Origin of the sequence: Amycolatopsis sp. 195334CR (assembly GCF_017309385.1) — a bacterium.
Taxonomy (GTDB): Bacteria; Actinomycetota; Actinomycetes; order Mycobacteriales; family Pseudonocardiaceae; genus Amycolatopsis.
This window is the reverse complement of the sequence record NZ_JAFJMJ010000001.1, coordinates 1,926,058-1,946,197: the sequence shown is the minus strand read 5'-3', so window position 1 is coordinate 1,946,197 and position 20,140 is coordinate 1,926,058. Positions and strand designations below refer to the sequence as shown.

Below are 20,140 nucleotides of genomic sequence, written 5' to 3'. Positions count from 1 at the left end.
ACGGGAGCGCCGTCATGACAACCGAACTCGTAGACCGCGTCCGCCGTCGCCTCGCTCGTGAGGGCACCAGCACGACCGCGCTCGCCGAGGCCGTGCGTGCCGAAGCCACCGGCATCGCCGGTCACGAGGAACTGCTCGAGACCCTGCGCCTGGTCCGCCACGAGTTCATCGGCGCCGGCCCACTCGAACCACTCCTCAAAGACCCCGACGTGACCGACGTCCTCGTCACCCACCCCAGCGAAGTCTGGGTCGAGGCCGCCGACGGCCTCCACAGAACCGAGGTCACCTTCGTCGACGAGGACGCCGTCCGGCGCCTCGCCCAGCGTCTGGCGATGACCGCCGGACGTCGACTGGACGACGCGCAGCCGTTCGTCGACGGCTGGATCCCCGGTCCACACGGGCGCGTCCGCCTGCACGCCGTGCTCCCGCCCCTGGCGCCGGACGGCACCTGCCTTTCCCTCCGCGTGCTCCGCCCGGCCAAACACGACCTCGCCGAACTGCAACGCCTCGGCACCTTCAGCGCGACAGGCGCCGCGGTACTCCGCGAGATCGTCGCCGCCCGACTGGCCTTTTTGGTCACCGGCGGCACCGGAGCGGGCAAGAGCACGCTGCTGTCCGCCCTCCTCGCCACCATTCCGCCGACCGAACGCATCGTCTGCGTCGAGGACGCCGGCGAACTGCAGCCCTCCCACCCCCAGTTCGTCCGCCTCGTCGCGCGTCCGCCCAATGTGGAGGGCGTCGGTGAGGTCACCCTGCGCGAGCTGGTCCGCCAAGCCCTCCGCATGCGACCGGACCGGCTGGTCGTCGGCGAAGTGCGCGGCCGCGAAGTCTGCGAGCTGCTCGCCGCCCTGAACACCGGTCACGAAGGCGGTTCCGGCACGCTACACGCCAACTCGCCGAGCGAAGTCCCGGCGCGTCTCGAAGCACTGGCAGCGCTGGGCGGACTTTCCCGCGACGCCGTGCACAGCCAGGTCGCCGCCGCGATCCGGGTGGTGCTGCACATGGTCCGCGGCCGGGACAACACCCGCCGCCTCACCGAGATCGCGGTGGTGCGCCGAAGTGTCGACGGCCTCCAGGTGGACACCGCCTGGCAGGACGGCATGTGGACCGAGCACGGACCGGCTCTGCGTTCCCTCCTCCCCAGACCCGGAGGCCGACGATGCTGACCCTTGTCCTGCTGCTCGCCGCGGCCGCGTTGCTCACCTGGCCCGGGCGGGCCACCGACCGACCCCGCAACCGTCTACTCGCGACAGTCATCGGTTGCGTGATCGCATTGCTGACCGCCTTTCTCGCACTGGGTCCGGCCGGGCCGGTGGCAGTGGTCGTGCTCGCCGCGGCGGGCCGGTACTTCTGGCGCTCGACCAGAACGGGCCGAACGCAGATCGCGGAAGCCGAAGGCATGGCCGAGGCCATGCGCACGATGGCCGCCGAACTCAACGCCGGAGCCGACCCCGCCACCGCAGCCGAAGTGGCCGCCGTGGACTCACCGCCCGAGGTGGCCAAGGCCGTGCGAGCCGTAGCCGGCGCCGTGCATTTCGGTGACGACACGGCCCCGGCAAACGACGACGTCGGGCAGTTGGCCCACAGTTGGCGGCTCGCCCACCGTCACGGTCTGCCGATGGCCGGCGTGCTCAGCGCGGTTCGCCGGGACATCGACTCGAGCCTGCGGTTCGCCCGGCAGGCCCACGCCGCGATGTCTGGACCGAGGATGAGCGCGGTGGTGCTCGCCGCGTTGCCGGTGCTCGGGATCCTGCTCGGCGAGGCACTCGGTGCGCGACCGCTGCACCTGCTCGCGAGCACCGGCCTGGGGCAGTTGCTGCTGCTGTTCGGCGCGGGTCTGCTCGCCGCGGGCGTGGTCTGGACAGCTCGGCTGACCAGGATCGCGTCATGACGGCCGCCGCGGTGGCGCTGATGGCCGGAGCCGTCGCGCTGTGGCCGAGCGGGATGCCGCGCAAGGCCAAGCCGCTGCCCCGGTTGGTGCCCGAACTCGCCGTGGTGGGCTTGGGAGTGGCGGTGGCCGGATTTTGGGGCGCGGTGTTGGTGACCGTGCTGGTGGTGGTCACACGACTGCTCGCCAGACGGCCACGCGCACCTTCGGCCGCTGACGCTCGTCGGCTCGCTGCCGGCTGGGATCTGCTCGCCGCGGCGTTGCGAGCCGGGCTGCCGGTGCCGGTCGCGATCCGGGCGGTCGCCGTCGGCGCGCCCGGTGAAGTGGCCGCGACGCTGCGATCGACGGCCGAGCTGCTCGCGCTCGGTGCGGATCCGGCCGAGGCCTGGTCGGCGGCCGGTGCGTGCCCCGAAACCGCCGAACTGGCGAGGGCCGCTCGTCGCACGGCTCGGTCGGGCTCGGCACTGGCCGGGGTTGCCGAGGTGATGGCCGAGCGCGTCCGAGCGGCGATGAAGGACCAGGCCGAGGCGAGGGCGCAACGCGCCGGAGTGCTCGTCACCGCTCCTCTCGGCCTGTGCTTCCTGCCCGCCTTTCTCTGCTGGGGCGTGCTGCCCGTGCTCGCGGGCCTCGCCGGGCAACTGACCCTTCCCTGAACTTCAGAAGAAAGGAGCCAACCAATGATCTTGAACGAGGCGCATCCGGACGCCGGCTCGGTGACCATCGAGCTCGCGTTGGTGACCGTGGCCCTCATCGCGCTGGCCGGGCTGTTGTACGTGGTGCTCACCAACGGGACGGTCGAGGGCCTGCTGACTTCCGTGGTCGAAGATTCGCTGGAGGAACGGACATGAGCGTCGACCGCGGCGCGGTGACCGTCGAGGCCGCCATCGCGATCGGTGCGCTGACCGCCTTCTTCTTCCTGCTCATCGGGGGACTGGTGGCCATGGCCGACCAGCTGCGGTGCGCGGACGCGGCCAGGGAAGCGGCCCGGCTGGTCGCCCGCGGGCAGCCGGAGACGGTCGAGCGGGCGGTCCGGGAGATCGGGCCCGCCGGTGCCGAGTTCGCCGTGCGACTGGAGGGGGACGCCGTCACCGTCGAGGTGGCGGCCGGGGCCAGGTTCCTACCGGGGCTCCGGCTGAACGGTCGCGCCTACGCGCTGTACGAACCGGCGGTGGCCAGTGCGCCGGGATGACGGTGCCGCCACCGTCTGGGCGGCGTCCGCGGTCGCCGCGCTGGTGCTGGTGGCGACCGCGCTGTACGGCCTCGGGGCCGCGGTGCTCGCCCGGCAGCGGGCGGCGGCTGCCGCTGATCTGGCGGCGCTGGCGGCAGCCGGAGCGGCCGTGGACGGGGTGGAGATCGCCTGCGCGAAGGCCGGGCAGGTGGTCACGGAAATGCGGGTCGAGCTGGTCGGATGCCGGCTCGACCGGTGGGACGCACTGGTCGAGACGCGGGCCGTGCTGCCCGGTCCGCTGGCCCGGTTCCCGGCCGCTTCGGCCAGGGCGCGGGCTGGGCCGATCGACAGCTCGTCGTGAGCTCCTGCGACGAACGGCAGGGATGAACGGTCCCACTGCTCGCGCGTACGGCGAACGGTCACCCGCAGCCACGAGCAACGGTCGGCCAGGCGCGGTGAGCGGTATCACGTTCTGTTGCGCGCACGTATCACTGTGTGCTGCCGGATCGTCGTCTGGTTCGCGAAAACCGTTGGTAGAGCGTGGAAATGTCCGCTTCAGGTGAACAGCGGGCGTCGCGGAGGTCCCGAATCGGGAGATCTTCGGTTCTCCGGTGGCCTGGGATTCATTCGTCGTCCGATTCGCACCGGCCGTCGCGTGAGTACTTCCGGCGTTCTGCAACTTGCCGTTTATTTGATTGCAGAGCCGCTCACGCGGTTGAAGCAGCTAGGAGAGCAGGCAGGAAATGTTGGACACAGACTGGTCGGACAGCTGGCGCGGCGCTTTCCGCATCGAACTGCGCGCCGAGGCGATCGGACTCGCCGGGCGTGGCTGGCCGGTGCTGCCGGGCACTTACCCGGCCGTTCCCGAGTCGGCGACCGACCAGGCCGGGGCCGACGCCGAGTGGCAGACGCCGGTTCCGGTGCACCAGAACTGGCGTGACGAGGTCGGCGCCCATCCGCACCGGGTCGCCGCCTGGTGGACCGAGGCGCCGTACAGCCTCCTGGTCGCCACCGGCACCGTGGTCGACGCGGTCGAGGTGGACGACGAGCTGGGCCGCCGCGCGGCCTGCCTGCTCCGCGCGCTCGGCCAGCCGGCACCGATCGTGGCCATGCCGAACGGGCGGTGGCTGTTCCTCACCACCGCCTCGGCCACCGGGTGCCCGGCTGAACTGGCCGGTCGCGAGTCGGTCCGGTACCACGGCGAGGGCAGCTGGATCCCGCTCCCGCCGACCCCGTTCCAGCACGGTGTCGTGCACTGGCGGGTCAAGCCCGAGGTCTGGGGCTGGCGACTGCCGGACGCGGCGGTCGTGCACGACGTGCTTTCCCGCGCGCTCGAGGGCGCGCGTGTTCAGCTGGCCGTCGCCGAACCGTCGGCGGCCTGATCGACCCCGTGACCACGCGGGAACTCGTGACGACCAACAGCCCCTAACACGAGATCCAGCACGGTCACCGCCCCCGCCTTGTCCAGTGGTTCGTTCCCATTCCCGCACTTGGGCGACTGAACACAGGACGGGCATCCCGCCGGGCACTCGCAGGAGACGATCGCCTCCCGCGTAGCGGCCAGCCATGGGACCAACGCGGCAAAACCGCGATCGGCGAATCCCGCACCCCCGGGATGGCCATCGTGCACGAACACCGTCGCCTCCCCGGTGTCAGCGTGCAGCGCGGTTGACACACCGCCGATGTCCCATCGGTCGCACGTAGCGAACAGCGGTAGCAGGCCGATCGCCGCGTGCTCGGCGGCGTGCAGGGCACCGGGGACCCGCGCCGGTTCGACCCCGGCGCGACCCGGTGCCCTGCACTCAACTTCCCCGTCCCCACCGGAAGACTCCACCCGGTCCCCGCCGGAAGGCTTCGACTGGCCCCCGCCGGAAGGGTCCCCACCGGAACGCTCCGAGTCCCCACCGGAAAGTTCCTGGTCCCCACTCGGGAGTTCCCAGTCCCCGCTGGACAGCTTCTGGCCCTCGCCGGAAGGCTTCGCGTCCCCACCACTGACTTCCCGGTCACCGCCGGGGAACTCCTGGTCCTCACCGGCGCCTCGCGGCGACTTACCGGAGACCTGCGGCGATCCAGCGGAGACCTGCGGCTTGGCGGAGACCCGCGGCCCGGCGGAGACCTGCGGCTCGGCGGAGGCGCGCGGCGACTCATCAGAGAGCTGCGGCGATCCGGCGTCCTGCGGAGATCGAGCGGAGGTCCGTGCCGAGCCACCCGTCAGTAGGTCCTCGGCGATGGTGTACCAGACGGCTCGGGTGCGCAGCACCTGCTCAGGCAGGTCCAGCGCCACCTGGTCCAGCACCCCACCCGACGGTAGGCGGCGCAGGTACCCAACCACCTGCGAGGTCACCGCGACCTCACCCAGGCAGACCGTCACCCCGCCGAACTTCTGCCGTTCGTGGGTTTCCAGCACGGCGATGTCCACGACCTCCCTGGCCGACGTGCTCCACTCCGGCTCCTCGGCGTGCACCATCGCCAACCCCGACTCCAGGTCCAGCTCGTCCACCACGTACGACGAGCCCTGGTGCAGGTACAACGCCCCCGGGTGCACCGTGCTGCACGCCGAGCCGGCGTCGACCGTGCCGAGCAGGCGGCCGGTGTCGCCTTCCACCACGGCGACCGGCTCGCCGCCGGAACCGCGGATGTCCACCTGGTGCTGGGGCCGGTCCCGCGAAGTCCAGTACCAACCGCTCGAGCGGCGCCGCAGCACCCGGTCGGCGACCAGTTCGTCGAGCACCGCGCGGGCGCCCTCGCCGCCGAAGGCGGGTAGTTCGTCGGTGGTCAGCGGCAGCTCGGCGGCGGCGCACGCCAGCTGCGGAGCCAGCACGTACGGATTGCCCGGGTCGAGCACCGCCGTCTCGACCGGTCGGTCCAGCACGGCGGCGGGGTGGTGTACCAAGTACGTGTCGAGCGGATCGTCGCGGGCGACGAAGACCACCAGCGCCTGGTCACCCGAGCGCCCCGCTCGTCCGGCCTGCTGCCAGAACGAAGCGAGCGTGCCGGGATAACCGGCCAGCACCACGGCGTCCAGCCCCGCGATGTCGACGCCCAGCTCCAGCGCGTTCGTCGTGGCGACCCCGAGGAGCTCACCCGACATCAGGGCCTTCTCCAGCGCGCGCCGCTCCTCCGGCAGATAACCCGCGCGGTACGCGGCCACCTTCTCCGGCAGCATCGGGTCGACCTCGGCGAGGATGCGCCGCGCGCCGAGCGAGGTCAGCTCCGCGCCACGCCGCGACCGCACGAAAGCGAGCGAACGGGCGCCTTCGACGACCATCTCCGCGAGGATGCGCGAAGCCTCCGCGCCGGCCGAGCGGCGGACCGGGGCCCCGTTCTCCCCGGCCAGCTCATCGAGCAGCGGCGGCTCCCACAGCGCGACCGTACGCGCGCCGCGCGGGGACGCGTCTTCGGTGACCGGCACGCATTCGACGCCAGTGAGCCGTTCGGCGAAGCCGGCGGGCTCAGCCGTGGTCGCCGAGGCGAGCACGAAAACCGGCGAACTGCCGTAGTGCCGCGCCACGCGCTGCAGCCGCCGCAGCAGCAGCGCGACGTGCGAGCCGAACACCCCGCGGTACGTGTGGCATTCGTCGACGACCACGTAGGACAGCTTGCGGAAGAACCGCGACCAGCGCGTGTGCGCCGACAGGATGCCGCGGTGCAGCATGTCCGGATTGGAGAACACCCAGCGCGCGTGCGCCCGCACCCAGTCGCGCTCGGCCATCGGGGTGTCGCCGTCGAACGACGCCGCGCGCACCCCCGGAATGTCCAAAGAGGACACAGTGCGGAGCTGGTCGGCGCCCAGCGCCTTGGTGGGGGACAGGTACAGCGCGCACGCCTTCTCGTCGGCGGTCAGCGCGGAGAGCACCGGCAGCTGGTAGGCCAGCGACTTGCCGGACGCGGTCCCGGTCGCGAGCACCACGTGCCGCCCCGACCACGCCGCGTCGGCGGCGTCGACCTGGTGCGCCCACGGGCGCTCGACCCCGGCCGCGACGAACCGCCCGGTGACCGCCTCCGGCGCCCACGACGGCCAGTCGCGGTAGCCCGGCGGCCGCGCCGGGAGCTCGGCGACGTGCGTGACCGGGTTCCTGGACTCGGGAATGCCCGCGGTGATCCGGCGCAGCAGGTGTCGCCCTCGGTCACCGCTCGTCGCTGGTCGCACTCGACGAGCTTCGCACAGGCCACCGACAGCTTTCGCGACTCCGTTGGGGGGCAACAAGAACGGTCAAGTGATCAAGCTCACGGCCTTCACGCAGCGTGTTCTCGCCGGGACGCCTTGCCGACGCCTCTCTCAGTACCAATACACTCCGGCGCAGCACACCACTTGTGGTGTAGATCCCATGTCGGCGTCGACACGGCTTTCTTCGAGCCTGGTCACCGCCGATTACAGGCGACATTTCCAGGAGGACGAATGTCCCGGCAGTTCCTCGCGGAGGGCTTAACGCTCTCCGGAGGTGACTACAGCATCGTGGCTGTGGTCGCCGTGGTCGCCCTTGCCGCACTGGTCGTTGGCTATTTCCTGCTCAAGGAGGTGCTGGCCGCCGGCCAGGGCACCGAGAAGATGCAGGAGATCGCCAAGGCGGTGCAGGAAGGCGCGGCCGCCTACCTCAAGCGCCAGCGCAACACACTCGCCATCTTCGGCGTGGTCGTGTTCTTGCTGCTGTTCGCGTTGCCCGCGGAGGACATCGGTGAGCGCATCGGGCGCTCCATCTTCTTCCTCGTGGGTGCGGGGTTCTCGTTCGCGATCGGTTATCTCGGCATGTGGCTCGCCACGCAGGCGAACCTCCGGGTCGCGGCCGCGTCGCGCGAGGACGGCGGCAGGGAGAAGGCCATGCGCGTCGCCTTCCGCACCGGTGGTGCGGTCGGCATGGCGACGGTCGGCCTCGGCCTGTTCGGCGCCGCGGTCGTCGTGCTGGTGTACGCGGGCCAGGCGCCGAAGGTGCTCGAAGGTTTCGGCTTCGGTGCCGCGCTGATCGCCATGTTCATGCGCGTCGGCGGCGGCATCTTCACCAAGGCCGCCGACGTGGGCGCGGACCTGGTCGGCAAGGTGGAGCAGAACATCCCCGAGGACGACCCCCGCAACGCTGCCACCATCGCCGACAACGTCGGTGACAACGTGGGCGACTGCGCCGGGATGGCCGCGGACCTGTTCGAGTCCTACGCGGTGACCCTGGTCGCCGCGCTCATCCTGGGCAGTGTCGCCTTCGGGGTGGACGGGCTGCTGTTCCCGCTGATCGTGCCCGCCATCGGCGTGATCACCGCGGTGATCGGTGTCTACATCACCAAGGCGAAGGTCGGCGAGAGCGGGCTGACCACGATCAACAAGGCGTTCTACATCTCCGCGGTGATCTCCGCGGTGCTCTCCACCATCGCCGCGTTCGTCTTCCTGCCCGGCAGCTTCGCCGACTTCGGCACCGAGTTCGCCGGCAACACCGGCAACCCCGCGGTGATCGCCACCGTTGCGGTGATCATCGGCATCGTGCTGGCCGGCGTCATCCTGTGGCTGACCGGCTACTTCACCGGCACCGAGTACAAGCCGGTCAAGGACGTCGGCCAGACCTCGGAAACCGGTGCGGCCACGGTGATCCTGTCCGGTCTGTCGGTCGGGTTCGAGTCGGCCGTCTACACCGCCATCGTGATCGGCGGCGCGGTGTTCGGCGCCTACCTGCTGGGTGGCTCGGTCGCGCTGTTCGCGGTCGCGCTGGCCGGTACCGGCCTGCTGACCACGGTCGGCGTCATCGTCGCGATGGACACCTTCGGCCCGGTCTCGGACAACGCGCAGGGCATCGCCGAGATGTCCGGTGACGTGGATGAGAAGGCCGCGGGCATCCTGACCGAGCTGGACGCGGTCGGCAACACCACCAAGGCGATCACCAAGGGCATCGCGATCGCCACCGCGGTGCTCGCGGCGACCGCGCTGTTCGGTTCGTACCAGGACTCGATCCGCCAGGCGCTGGAAGGCGTTTCCGGCGCGAGCGCGGACGCGATGAAGTGGTTCATCAGCGACATCGTCCAGCCGAACACGCTGGTCGGCGTGCTGCTCGGCGCCGCGGTGGTGTTCCTGTTCTCCGGGCTGGCCATCAACGCGGTCTCCCGCGCGGCCGGTGCGGTGGTCTACGAGGTGCGCCGCCAGTTCCGCGACATCCCGGGGATCATGGAGGGCACCACCCGTCCCGAGTACGGCCGCGTGGTCGACATCGTCACCCGCGACTCGCTGCGGGAGCTGGCCACGCCCGGTCTGCTCGCGGTGTTCGCCCCGATCGCCGTCGGCTTCGGCCTCGGCACCGGCGCGCTCGCCGGCTACCTGGGTGGCGCCATCGCCACCGGCACGCTGATGGCGGTGTTCCTGGCCAACTCCGGTGGGGCCTGGGACAACGCGAAGAAGCTGGTCGAGGACGGCAACCACGGCGGCAAGGGCTCCGAGGCCCACTCCGCCACCGTCATCGGTGACACCGTCGGTGACCCGTTCAAGGACACCGCCGGCCCGGCGATCAACCCGCTGATCAAGGTGATGAACCTGGTGTCGCTGCTGATCGCGCCCGCGGTCGTGCAGTTCTCCATCGGCGAGGACGCGTCGATGGGCATCCGGATCGCCATCTCGCTGGTCGCGGTGGCGATCATCGTGGTGGCGATCGTGGTGTCGAAGCGGCGGAGCACCTCCATCGCCGACACGCCCGCCAGCGCCGAGGCCGCGAACGCGTCCTGACGCAACCCGGTCACGGGCCCGCCCACACAACGGCGTGTGGGCGGGCCCGTTTTCGTTGGGTGATGCGGAGCAATGCGTTGTGCTGAACGGAGTACGCTCGGCGCGCTCGTCCGCACACGAACGAAGGAGCACAGATGGGGCTGAAGGCTTCACGCCTCGCCGTGGCCGCCGCCGGACTGGCGTGCGCGCTGACGCTTACCGCCTGCGGCAACGACAAGCCCGCCGACAACGCGGCGGCCCCGCCCGCCGCGCCGCCGTCGGCCGCGCCGTCGTCCCCCGCCGCGGCGGACGGGGACACCGGTGCCTGGGTCAACGAGTTCTGCGGTGCGCTCGGGCCGCTGGCCGACCTCGGCCAGTTGAAGCCGCCGGACATGCAGCCGGGTGACCTGGCCGGTGCGCGCAGCGCGGTGGGGGACTTCCTCGGCAAGATCGAGGGCAGCGTCGGCCCGGTGGTCGACGACCTGGAAAAGCTCGACAAGGCGCCGATGCAGGCCGGTGAGGACGCCAAGACCTCGGTGCTGGAGCTGTTCAAGCCGGTGCGCGACGAGGCCAAGGCGGCCAAGGAGAAGCTCGACGCGGCGCCCGCCGACGACGCGAGCGCGGTGAAGGAAGCGGCGACCAGCCTGCAGAACGTCGGCAAGGGCTTGCAGAAGGCCAGCACCGGCATGTCCTCGGCGAAGGGCACCGCCGAGGTCGAGGCGGCAGGCAAGAACCAGCCGAACTGCCAGAAGCTCAACGGCTGAGCGGTCGTTACCGGGGGCTCGGTCAGGCAGAAAATTGCCAACCGAGCCCCCAATGGGTTGCGCATGCCCCCGGGCGCTGTACCGTCGAACACGGCTTTGCCCCCGGTGTCACAGGAGGTGTAGGCGTTGCGGCCCCGGATGGGTGTTTTCGCCGCGGTGGTGGGTGTTGGTGTGCTGCTGGGCGCCTGTGGGCAGCCGGCGGGTGAGATCGGGACGGGGAGCCAGGTCGGGCCGGGCGCGCAGCCGCAGTCGGCGCCGGAGGGTGACCCGGAGGTGACCTGGGCCAACCAGTACTGCGGGGCCGTGGTCGGCCTGCTGGAGACGATGGCGGGCATGCCGAGGGTGGATCCGACGAGTCCGCAGTCGGCCGCCAGCACGGCCAGCGAGATGCTCGGCACCCTGGTCGGCGGCCTCGACCGCACGCTGCTCAACCTCAACGGCCTGCCCGTTTCGCCCGCGCCCGGTGGCGACGAGGCGAAGCGCGCGGCGGTCGACAGCTACACCGGGATCCGTGAGCGCGTGGTGCAGGCCAAGCAGGAGCTGGACAGCTCCGGGCCGGGTACCCGGCAGGGGCAGGAGGCGATCAGCTCCGCGGGCAACGCGCTCGACGAGATCGCCAACGCCGACCTGCTCAGCGGGCTTTCTTCGGCGCCACGCCTGCTCGACGCCAGCCGTCGCGCGCCGACCTGCAGTTCGCTGACCGAGGAAGGCACTTCGCCGAGCCTGGCGACGCCGGCTCCGCCGACCGCCTGACGCACGAGATCGCCGCCGTGCCGGAGGCGCGGCCGAACACACGGTTACTGTTCATATTCGAACGGATGTTCTACGCTGTCGCGGTGCGGCAGATCTCGTTCTTCTCGGTGGAAGCGAGTGGGCCCAGGTTGTCCGACCTGGCCGGGGTGCTGTGCGCGCAGGGGCAGGCGACCGCGTTCGGGCGGACGGCGGCGCGGTTGCAGGTGGTGGTCGAACAGGCGTGGCGGGCGCGGTTGCTGGCCGCCGAGTTCGCCTGGCGGGGTGTCCGGGTGACGCTGACCACGGCCGACTGCGGGAGTCCGCTGGTCCGCACGGCCTTCCAGGTCGACCTGCTGCCGATGGCCAACGCCTGGCTGGACGGGGACGAGAAGGTGGTGCCGCCGGGGTTCCGGCTCGATGGCGGCATGCTGCGGCTGTGGGCGCTCGCGGGCGGGCGGGCCGAGCAGCGCGGGTACTTCCTGCCGATGGACGTCGAAGCGCCGCAGACGCACGCTCCGCTGACCGCCGCGCTGGCCGCGGCGGGTGTGCCGGGCCCGGTGGTCGGGCCGCGCGGGGGCGGACCGGCCGTCCGGGTCACCGGCAGGCGGCGGCTGGACACGCTGACCGAGCTGATCGGCGACCCGCCGCCCGGCGCGGAAGCGCTGTGGCCGGGCGGCGCGCCTCCCGAGGACTACGCGCGGTCAGTCATGGCTTGAGGCGCGATCGCCCGGCCCGCGATGGTTGGGTCGAGCGTCGCCCGGCGAAGCCATGGCTCGAGGAGCGGGCAGCCGCACCGAGGCGAGGTCATGGCTCGAGGAGCGGGCTGCTGCGCCTGGGCGAGGTCATGGCGTGAGCGGGCTGCTGCGCCCGGGCGAGGTCATGGCGTGAGCGAACTGTCGCGCGTGGGCGAGTCGTGGCTTGGCAGCGGGCCGCTGCCGCGCGGGTCGCTATGGCTTGAGCAGCGAGGACTTGAGCAGCGAGGACGGGCTCGGCAGCTCACACCCCGCCTGGTTCAGGTCGATCCGGCTCCCCGCGGTCAGGCAGCCCGGGATCTGGTGCGTCTGCTGCCCGTAGTTCCGCCCCTGCCGCACCGTCACGTTCCCCTGTTCGTCCACCTCGCAGGGGTTGTTCATGGTGCACCGCTCACCCGACTCGTTGCCGGTGTTGTTCACGCCGATGACCTTCCCCGTACCCGCGTCCACGATCGGGGAGCCCGAGGTCCCGCCGATCGTGTCGCACTCCGGGGTGTACCGGATGGAGTCGCGCCAGGACCAGTCCGCTTCCCTCAGTTCGGGCACGAAGGCATCCACCGAACAGCTGTACACCTTCTTCCAATAGCCGGACACCACGTTGATCGGCGTACCCTCCGCCGTCCGCCCCGCCAGCTCGAGCGCGCTGATCCCGTAGGACTGCTCTATCTGGGTGTAACTGACGTCGAGCCGGTAGAGCGCGGCGTCCGTCCCGGTCATCGTGGCGTACTCCAGCCGGTTGGCCCGCAACTCGCCGACCGAACTGGCGCCGTCCGGGCTGAGCAGGGAGAAGGTACGGGAGGACGGCTGGTCGACGATCACCTCGCCGGCCTGGGGAAAGCCCTCTTCCAGGCAGTGGCCGTTGGTCAGGACGAGCGCCGGATCGTCCGCGGCCGCCGAGGCGGTCTTCACGACCGAGCCGGAGCAGTTCGACAGCGCGACCGTCCCGGCGAAGTCCACCGCGGTCGTCGCGGCCGCGGGCACGGCGCTGACCAGCGCGAACCCGGCTGTGGCGGTGAGGGTGGCGCCCAGCAGGCGTCGGATCATCTTGGCGGCCTTTCCGGATCGGTGAGGTGGTCACCGCAGAGGGTAGGCGATCGGTTACGCAGGGGGCCGATGAATATTCCGGTGGACGAGGTGTGTTAGCTCTGGAAAGAGAAACGTCATCGACCCCGGCGCCGATGCGCTGGACGTGCGGTCAACGGCGTGTTGCGCCACCTGTGCGGACACGAACGGGCATCGGCGTGCACACTGGCGGGTCGAACAGGCGTCGCGGTGACGGCGACGAGGGATGAGCGGAGAGCGGAACAGCGTGGCTGGATCGACACGGACGAAGAAGACTGCGGGCACTGGTGGCTCCGCGGGCGGCCGGGCGACGGGGCGCGGCGCCGGAAGCAACGGGGCCGTGCGGCGCCTGGTGATCGTCGAGTCGCCGACCAAGGCCCGCAAGATCGCCCCCTACCTCGGCGGCGGCTACGTCGTCGAATCCTCGGTCGGGCACATCCGTGACCTCCCCCGTGGTGCCGCCGACGTGCCCGCCCAGTTCAAGGGCGAGTCGTGGGCCCGCCTCGGCGTGGACGTGGACAACGACTTCAAGGCCCTCTACGTGGTCACCCCGGACAAGAAGTCCAAGGTGACCGAGCTCAAGGGCCTGCTCAAGGACGTCGACGAGCTCTACCTCGCGACGGACCCCGACCGCGAGGGCGAGGCCATCGCCTGGCACCTGCTGGAGACGCTCAAGCCCAAGGTGCCGGTCCGGCGCATGGTCTTCCACGAGGTCACCGAGCAGGCCATCCGCGCCGCCGCGGACAGCACCCGCGAACTGGATGCCGACCTGGTCGACGCCCAGGAGACCCGCCGCATCCTGGACCGGCTCTACGGCTACGAGGTCTCGCCCGTGCTGTGGAAGAAGGTCATGCCGAAGCTCTCGGCGGGCCGCGTGCAGTCGGTGGCCACCCGGATCGTGGTGGAGCGCGAACGCGAGCGGATGCGCTTCACCTCGGCGTCCTACTGGGACATCTCGGCGACCATGGACGCCGGCCCGGACGCCTCGCCGCAGACCTTCCCGGCGCGCCTGCTCTCGGTGGACGGCTCGCGCCTGGCCACCGGCCGCGACTTCGGCCCGGACGGGCAGCTCAAGTCCGCCGCCGCCGACGTGCGCATCCTCGACGAGACCGGGGCGAACCAGCTCGCGCAGGCCCTGCGCGACCAGGCGTTCTCCGTGTCCAGCGTGGAGGAGAAGCCGTACACCCGGCGGCCCTACGCGCCGTTCATGACCTCGACGCTGCAGCAGGAGGCCGGGCGCAAGCTGCGGTTCTCCTCGGAGCGCACCATGCGCACCGCCCAGCGGCTGTACGAGAACGGCTACATCACCTACATGCGTACCGACTCCACGACGCTGTCGGAGACGGCGATCCAGGCGGCCCGCAGCCAGGCGGCGCAGCTGTACGGCAAGGACCACGTGGCCGACAAGCCGCGGCAGTACACGCGCAAGGTGAAGAACGCGCAGGAGGCCCACGAGGCGATCCGGCCCGCCGGCGAGGTGTTCCGCACGCCGGGGCAGGTCGCCGGGGAGCTGGAGGCCGACGAGTTCCGGCTCTACGAGCTGATCTGGCAGCGCACCATCGCCTCGCAGATGGCCGACGCCAAGGGCACCACCATCTCGGTCCGGATCACCGGCAACGCGACCTCCGGCGAGGAGTGCGTGTTCTCCGCGTCGGGCCGCACGATCACCTTCGCCGGGTTCCTCAAGGCCTACGTCGAGGCGGTCGACACCGAGACCGGTGGCGAGGCCGACGACAAGCAGAGCAGGCTGCCGCAGCTGGTCAAGGACCAGGCGCTGACCGCCACCGAGCTGAGCCCGGACGGCCACACCACCTCGCCGCCGGCGCGGTACTCGGAGCCGAGCCTGGTCAGCAAGCTCGAAGAGCTGGGCATCGGCCGCCCGTCCACCTACGCCTCGATCATCAAGACCATCCAGGACCGCGGGTACGTCTGGAAGAAGGGCTCCGCGCTGGTGCCCTCGTGGGTGGCCTTCGCGGTGATCGGCCTGATGGAACGGCACTTCGAGCGGCTGGTCGACTACGACTTCACGGCCGGCATGGAGGACGAGCTCGACCGCATCGCCGCCGGTGACGAGCAGCGCACGCAGTGGCTGTCGAAGTTCTACTTCGGCGGCGACATGGGCGTGGACGGCTCGATCGGCCGGCTCGGCGGGCTGAAGAAGCTGGTCGAGGGCAGCGTCGAGGACATCGACGCCCGCGAGATCAACTCGATCCCGCTGTTCAGCGACGCCGACGGCCGGACCGTGGTGGTCCGCGTCGGCCGCTACGGGCCGTACCTGGAGCGCGAGGTCGAAGGCGAGTCGCAGCGCGCGAACCTGCCCGAGGACCTGCCGCCGGACGAGCTGACCGCGGAGATCGCGGAGAAGTTGTTCGCCACCCCGCAGGAGGGGCGTTCGCTGGGTGTCGACCCGGTCAGCGGGCACGAGATCGTGGCCAAGGAGGGCCGCTTCGGCCCGTACGTGACCGAGGTGCTGCCGGAGCCGGAGCCGCTGCCGGAGGGCGCCACCGCGGCCCAGAAGAAGGCGGCCAAGGCGAAGCAGCCGAAGCCGCGCACGGGTTCGCTGTTCAAGTCGATGGCGATCGAGTCGATGACCCTGGAGGACGCGCTCAAGCTGCTGTCGCTGCCGAGGGTGGTGGGCAAGGACCCGGAGTCCGGGGACGAGATCACCGCGCAGAACGGGCGCTACGGGCCGTACCTGAAGAAGGGCACCGACTCGCGGTCGCTGGAGACCGAGGAGCAGCTCTTCTCGATCACCCTGGAAGAGGCGCTGAAGATCTACTCGGAGCCGAAGCGCCGGGGACGCCAGGCCGCCGCGAAGCCGCCGCTGAAGGAACTCGGCGAGGACCCGATCTCGAAGAAGCCGATGGTGGTCAAGGACGGCCGGTTCGGCCCGTACGTGACCGACGGCGAGTACAACGCGACCCTGCGCAAGACGGACAGCATCGAGTCGCTGACCGCCGAGCGGGCTTCGGAGCTGCTCGCCGAGAAGCGGGCGAAGGGTCCGGCGCCGAAGAAGAAGGCACCGGCCAAGCGCAAGGCGCCGGCGAAGAAGACCACCGCGAAGTCCAAGAGCTGAGGTAGCCCCCGGGCAAGACAGCGCAGCGTGACGACAAGCCTCAGCCATTGGGCGGATTCAGCTTGCTCGTTCGTGGATACCCTGGAAAGGACCGCTTTCCAGGGACCACGAGGAGCGCGCGTTGGGCGACGACAGGCTGTACGACGGCGACGGGACGCAACCCCCGGCACCGCCTTCGGCGTTCGCCGATCCGATGACCGGGCTGGCCGGTGCCGTGCGCGACGACGTGTACCAGGTGGAGATCGCCAAGCCGATCCAGCCGGACGCCGACGCCGTCCAGGAGATGGTGCGGGCGGCGATGGCCAACGAGCCCGAGCTGTTCGGCCCGCGCACCTCCCCGGAGGCCGCGCCCGAGCAGGCGGAACCCGAACCGGAAGCACCACCGGCGGCGAAGGAAGCGCCCACGCCACCCAGCGGCGCGCCGGCCCCGATGGGCGTGATCCCGCGCCAGCGGACCTGGCCCGCCCGGCCGCAGCAGCTGCTCCGCCAGCGCCTGCGCGGCGCTCGCCAGTCGGCCAAGGCCCGGGTGCCGCGCTCGGCCGTGCCCAGGACACCCGCTTCCCGCGGTTCGGCAGGGGTGGCCATCGCCGTGGTGCTGCTGATCCTGTTCGTGGTGATCGCGATCCAGCTGGTTTCCAGCCTGGTCAGCGGGATCAGCGGCATCTTCAGCTAACCCCTCGCTGGCTCCCTCTCAGCCGATTGGGGATACCCTGGCCCGCGAGGCCGGGGGATCCGTTGTGCGAGGTGGGGCAAACAGTGAGGGAACGGGCGTGACCGCGGAGGCGGACGCGAAACCGTCGACGAACTCGTCGACGATCTATCGCGCGCGCCGGGTGCTCGCGATCAAGCCGTTCCGCCGGCTTTGGGGCGTGACCGGGTTCTGCAGCACCGCGGACTGGCTGCAACTGCTCGCGGTCTCCGCACTGGCCAGCAACATGGCCAGCGGGTACATCGCGAAGAACTTCGCCTTCAGCAGCGTGATCTTCACCAGCCTGATCCCCGGTCTGCTGTTCGCGCCGCTGGGCGGGCTGCTCGCGGACCGGTTCGACCGCCGCAAGGTGATGGTGGTCGCCGACATCTTCCGCGCCGGGCTGCTGCTGTCCATCGTGCTGGTGGACACGCTGTGGTGGATCTACGCCGCGATCTTCCTGCTGAACTGCGCGGCGAGCATGTGGATCCCGTCGAAGGACGCGGCGGTGCCGAACCTGCTGCGCCGCCCGGAGCAGGTGGAGACGGCCAACCAGCTCGGCCTGGTGATGACCTACGGCGTCTCGGTGCTCTTCGGCGCCGGGATCTTCACCGTGATCACCGGTGTGCGCACCACCTTCCACCTGCCGGACGACCTGTTCGGCGCGAACGGCGTGATCAAGCTCGGCATCATCATCGCCGCGTTGTTCTACCTGATCAGCAGCCTGAGCATCGCCACGCGGATCCCCGAGCTGTCCCTGCGGAACGTGCACGCCGCGCCCCGGCGCAGCGAACTGGCCAAGCCCGCCGACGACCAGCCCGGCTTCTTCCAGATGATCAAGGAAGCCGGTGGCTACATCCGCACCACGCCGCTGGTGCGCGGGCTGCTGATCGGCATGATGGGCGCGTTCGCCGCCGGTGGGGCCGTGGTCGGGTCCGCGCAGACCTACGCGCTGAGCCTGCTCGGCGGTGAGTCCGCCTGGGGCCTGCTGCTCATCTCGGTGTTCCTCGGCCTGATCGCCGGCATGGTCGGCGCGCCGAAGCTGGCGCGGCGGCTGCCGCACGACCGGCTGTTCGGCATCGCCATCGTGCTCGCCGGGCTGGCGCTGATCCTGGTCGCGCTGTCCCCGCACCTGGCCGTGTCGATGATCGTGGTGGCGGTGGTCGGCGCCTGCGCCGGTGCGGCGTTCCTGACCGGCGTGACGATCATCGGCTCGCAGATCGACGACGCCATCCGCGGCCGGATCAACGCGATCTACCAGTCCATGCTCAAGGTGGTGCTCGGCGGTTCGATCGCGCTGGTGCCACTGCTGGTCGGCCTGGTGCAGCCGCGCAAGGTGCCGGTGTGGGGCGGCGAGATCATCGTCGACGGCACGCGCCCGGTGATGCTCGGCGGTGGCCTGCTGGCCGCGCTGGTCGGCGTGATCGCCTACCGCCAGATGGACTCGCGCCGCAGCGAGCCGATCCTGTCCGACCTGCGCAACGCGCTGCGCCGCCGTCCGCGCCGGGTGAACGGCCTGCTCATCGCGGTCGAGGGCACCACCGCCACCGACACCGCCCGCCACGCGGCGAAACTGGCCGAGTGGCTGGGCAAGGGCCCGCGCACGGTGGTGCTCGCAGCGGACCCGGCGCTGGACGAGAAGCGGCTCGAAGCCCTGCTGTCCGGGGCGTCGCTGTCCGGGGCACGGGCGCAGGCACTGGCCGCGGCGGCGGTCCGCGCGGACATCGTCGAACGGGACGTGCAGCCCGCGCTCGACGCCGGTTCGGTGGTGGTGATGGAGCGGTTCGTCGACTCGCCGCTCGCGCACCTGTCCGCGGTGGCCGGGCTGGACGCGGAGGAGTTCGAAGGGCTGGCCGACTGGGCGACCGGGCAGCTGCGCCCGGACGTGACGGTGTTGCTGGACGCGGCTCCCGACGTGGTCACCGAGCCGGCGCCGCAGCACGTGACCGATCAGCAGTGGCGGGTGCAGCACGTGCTGACCGAGCTGGCCTCGGCCAACCCGGAGCAGTACGTGGTGGTCGACGCCGAAGGCAGCGAGGAAGAGGTCGGCGAGCGCGTGCAGACCGCTGTGCGCGCGGTGCTGGTGGGGCCGTACGCGGGGCTGGCGCCCGCGTTGCAGGAGGAGGGCGCGCCGTGACTTCCGGCGTCTGGTCGCAGTTGGTGGGCCAGGAGCCCGCGGTCGAGGTGTTGTCCGCGGCGGCCGCCGCGGCCGCGAAGATCGTCGACGGCGAGACGGCCGCGGCGGGTGCGATGACGCACGCGTGGTTGTTCACCGGACCGCCCGGCTCGGGCCGGTCGGTGTCCGCGCGCACCTTCGCCGCCGCGTTGCAGTGCATCGCCGGGGTCGGCTGCGGGGAGTGCCCCGGGTGCCGGACGGCGTTGTCGGGCACGCACGCCGACGTGCGGCTGGTGGTGCCGGAGGGCCTGTCGATCTCGGTGGCCGAGATGCGGGCCCTGGTGCAGGCGGCCGCGCGCCGGCCGACCACCGGGCGCTGGCAGGTGGTGATCATCGAGGACGCCGACCGGCTGACCGAGGGCGCGGCGAACGCGTTGCTGAAGGCGGTCGAGGAACCGCCGGAGCGCACGGTGTTCCTGCTGTGCGCGCCGTCCGACCACCCCGAAGACGTGTCGGTGACCATTCGCTCGCGGTGCCGTCTGGTGAACCTGCGGACGCCCACCGCGGCGGCCATCGCGCGGGTGCTGGCCGAACGCGACGGCGTGCCGCCGGACCGCGCGGAGTGGGCGGCTTCGGTGTGCGGTGGGCACGTCGGCCGCGCCCGGCGGCTGGCCACCGACGAGAACGCGCGCGAGCGGCGTGAGTCCGTGTTGCGCATCCCGCTCGGCCTCCGGACCCCGTCGGACGTGTTCACCTGCGCCGACGGGCTGATCAAGGTCGCCGAGGCCGACGCGACCGAGGAGAGCAAGGTCCGCGACGAGTCGGAGAAGTCCGAGCTGCGCACCGCGATGGGCGGCGACGCGACCGGCCGTGGTGTGGCCGGGGCGAAGCGGGCCGCGGAGGCCGCGGTGAAGGCGCTGGAGAAGAAGCAGAAGTCGCGGGCCACCCGTACCCAGCGCAACACGCTCGACCTGGCGCTGATCGACCTGGCCGGGTTCTACCGGGACGTGCTGGTGACGCTGAGCCGGTCCGGCGCCTCGCTGACCCATCCCGACCGGGCCAACGACATCACCGCCGCCGCGCGCCAGTGGTCCCCGGAGTCGACCCTGCGGCGGCTCGAAGCCGTGCTGGAGTGCCGCGACGCGATCGAGTGGAACGTGAAGCCGCGCATCGCCATCGAGGCCATGGTCACCACCCTGCGCCAGGGCTGAGGCCCCGGCG

The 20,140-nt window shown here is 71.2% G+C and carries 17 protein-coding genes; 15 read left to right on the top strand and 2 right to left on the bottom strand.

The features are described from left to right. The first annotated feature begins 14 nt into the window (after positions 1 to 14). The 7 genes from JYK18_RS09485 (at position 15) to JYK18_RS09455 (ending at position 4,438) form a co-directional block, all read left to right on the top strand. Positions 15 to 1,166, top strand: a complete 1,152-nt coding sequence (locus tag JYK18_RS09485; protein WP_206801729.1) for a TadA family conjugal transfer-associated ATPase — start codon at positions 15 to 17, stop codon at positions 1,164 to 1,166. Then, positions 1,160 to 1,891, top strand: a complete 732-nt coding sequence (locus JYK18_RS09480) for a type II secretion system F family protein (protein WP_206801728.1) — start codon at positions 1,160 to 1,162, stop codon at positions 1,889 to 1,891. The genes JYK18_RS09485 and JYK18_RS09480 overlap by 7 nt, the downstream gene beginning before the upstream one ends. After that, positions 1,888 to 2,541 carry a type II secretion system F family protein gene (locus tag JYK18_RS09475; protein ID WP_206801727.1) on the top strand — a complete coding sequence of 218 codons (654 nt, stop codon included), beginning with the start codon at positions 1,888 to 1,890 and terminating at the stop codon, positions 2,539 to 2,541. Before JYK18_RS09480 ends, JYK18_RS09475 begins: the two co-directional genes overlap by 4 nt. A gap of 24 nt (positions 2,542 to 2,565) precedes the next feature. After that, positions 2,566 to 2,736, top strand: a complete 171-nt coding sequence (locus tag JYK18_RS09470) for a DUF4244 domain-containing protein (RefSeq protein WP_206801726.1) — start codon at positions 2,566 to 2,568, stop codon at positions 2,734 to 2,736. After that, the gene (locus tag JYK18_RS09465; protein WP_206801725.1) at positions 2,733 to 3,077 is read left to right on the top strand and encodes a TadE family type IV pilus minor pilin; all 345 of its coding nucleotides are present in this window, start codon (positions 2,733 to 2,735) and stop codon (positions 3,075 to 3,077) included. The genes JYK18_RS09470 and JYK18_RS09465 overlap by 4 nt, the downstream gene beginning before the upstream one ends. Next, the gene (locus JYK18_RS09460) at positions 3,064 to 3,417 is read left to right on the top strand and encodes an Rv3654c family TadE-like protein (protein WP_206801724.1); all 354 of its coding nucleotides are present in this window, start codon (positions 3,064 to 3,066) and stop codon (positions 3,415 to 3,417) included. The genes JYK18_RS09465 and JYK18_RS09460 overlap by 14 nt, the downstream gene beginning before the upstream one ends. Before the next feature lie 382 nt (positions 3,418 to 3,799). Beyond that, positions 3,800 to 4,438, top strand: a complete 639-nt coding sequence (locus JYK18_RS09455; protein ID WP_206801723.1) for a bifunctional DNA primase/polymerase — start codon at positions 3,800 to 3,802, stop codon at positions 4,436 to 4,438. On the opposite strand, the gene JYK18_RS09450 is transcribed toward JYK18_RS09455, so the two are convergent. Further along, positions 4,405 to 7,158: a DEAD/DEAH box helicase gene (locus JYK18_RS09450; RefSeq protein ID WP_206804131.1), complete on the bottom strand. Its 2,754-nt coding sequence runs from the start codon at positions 7,156 to 7,158 to the stop codon at positions 4,405 to 4,407. The genes JYK18_RS09455 and JYK18_RS09450 overlap by 34 nt on opposite strands. Positions 7,159 to 7,455: 297 nt before the next feature. On the opposite strand from JYK18_RS09450, the gene JYK18_RS09445 reads away from it, so the two are divergent. The 4 genes from JYK18_RS09445 (at position 7,456) to JYK18_RS09430 (ending at position 11,941) form a co-directional block, all read left to right on the top strand. After that, positions 7,456 to 9,750, top strand: coding sequence for a sodium-translocating pyrophosphatase (locus tag JYK18_RS09445; RefSeq protein WP_206801722.1), 2,295 nt, complete (start codon positions 7,456 to 7,458; stop codon positions 9,748 to 9,750). A 134-nt stretch (positions 9,751 to 9,884) separates the two neighbouring features. Continuing rightward, positions 9,885 to 10,493: a hypothetical protein gene (locus JYK18_RS09440; protein WP_206801721.1), complete on the top strand. Its 609-nt coding sequence runs from the start codon at positions 9,885 to 9,887 to the stop codon at positions 10,491 to 10,493. A 126-nt stretch (positions 10,494 to 10,619) separates the two neighbouring features. Further along, a complete protein-coding gene (locus JYK18_RS09435; RefSeq protein WP_206801720.1) occupies positions 10,620 to 11,246 on the top strand; it encodes a hypothetical protein in 627 nt (208 codons plus the stop codon). A 65-nt stretch (positions 11,247 to 11,311) separates the two neighbouring features. Beyond that, positions 11,312 to 11,941, top strand: a complete 630-nt coding sequence (locus JYK18_RS09430; protein ID WP_206801719.1) for a hypothetical protein — start codon at positions 11,312 to 11,314, stop codon at positions 11,939 to 11,941. Between the two features lie 231 nt (positions 11,942 to 12,172). On the opposite strand, the gene JYK18_RS09425 is transcribed toward JYK18_RS09430, so the two are convergent. Further along, entirely contained in the window at positions 12,173 to 13,021 is an 849-nt protein-coding gene (locus tag JYK18_RS09425) for a serine protease (RefSeq protein ID WP_206801718.1), read from the bottom strand. 244 nt (positions 13,022 to 13,265) lie between these two features. On the opposite strand from JYK18_RS09425, the gene topA reads away from it, so the two are divergent. The 4 genes from topA (at position 13,266) to JYK18_RS09405 (ending at position 20,130) form a co-directional block, all read left to right on the top strand. Then, positions 13,266 to 16,115, top strand: a complete 2,850-nt coding sequence (gene topA / locus JYK18_RS09420) for a type I DNA topoisomerase (RefSeq protein ID WP_242579039.1) — start codon at positions 13,266 to 13,268, stop codon at positions 16,113 to 16,115. A 121-nt stretch (positions 16,116 to 16,236) separates the two neighbouring features. After that, positions 16,237 to 16,788, top strand: a complete 552-nt coding sequence (locus JYK18_RS09415; protein WP_206801716.1) for a hypothetical protein — start codon at positions 16,237 to 16,239, stop codon at positions 16,786 to 16,788. A 97-nt stretch (positions 16,789 to 16,885) separates the two neighbouring features. Then, entirely contained in the window at positions 16,886 to 18,940 is a 2,055-nt protein-coding gene (locus JYK18_RS09410; protein WP_307795839.1) for a dTMP kinase, read from the top strand. Next, complete coding sequence (locus tag JYK18_RS09405) at positions 18,937 to 20,130, top strand: DNA polymerase III subunit delta' (protein ID WP_206801715.1); 1,194 nt, start codon at positions 18,937 to 18,939, stop codon at positions 20,128 to 20,130. Before JYK18_RS09410 ends, JYK18_RS09405 begins: the two co-directional genes overlap by 4 nt. Positions 20,131 to 20,140: the final 10 nt, after the last annotated feature.